The following is a 556-nucleotide window of genomic DNA, read 5'->3' as shown; positions in this document are numbered from 1 at the left end:
CGTCATGGCGACTCCCTCGACGTTCGTGGAGTTCAGCCGTCAGCGTGGCCTGTCGGCGGACGGTCGGTGCAAGGCGTTCGGTGCCGCTGCGGACGGTACCGGCTGGGCCGAGGGTGCGGGCATGCTGCTTGTGGAGCGGCTGTCCGACGCCCGGCGCAACGGCCACCGGGTGCTGGCGGTCGTTCGCGGTACGGCGGTGAACCAGGACGGCGTGAACCAGGACGGCGCCTCGAACGGTCTGACGGCTCCGAACGGGCCGGCGCAGCAGCGGGTGATCCGGCAGGCGCTGGCGAACGCCGGTGTGTCCTCGCACCAGGTCGACGCGGTGGAGGCGCACGGTACGGGGACGCGGCTGGGTGACCCGATCGAGGCGCAGGCGCTCATCGCGACGTACGGCCGGGAGCGGTCGGAGGACCGGCCGTTGTGGCTGGGTTCGCTGAAGTCGAACATCGGTCATGCCCAGGCCGCCGCCGGTGTCGGCGGCATCATCAAGATGGTGATGGCGATGCGGCACGGTGTGCTGCCGCGGACCCTGCACGTGGACGAGCCCACTCCG

At 71.6% G+C, this 556-nt stretch carries 1 protein-coding gene; it reads left to right on the top strand.

The features are described from left to right. Positions 1-556: polyketide synthase (locus tag IO33_RS53420; RefSeq protein ID WP_245236102.1), on the top strand; the 556-nt coding region annotated here is incomplete at both ends.

The sequence above is a fragment of the Streptomyces durhamensis genome, assembly GCF_000725475.1.
Classification (GTDB): domain Bacteria; phylum Actinomycetota; class Actinomycetes; order Streptomycetales; family Streptomycetaceae; genus Streptomyces; species Streptomyces filipinensis.
The sequence above is the reverse complement of the archived record's forward strand: the minus strand, read 5'-3'. Positions and strand labels throughout refer to the sequence as shown.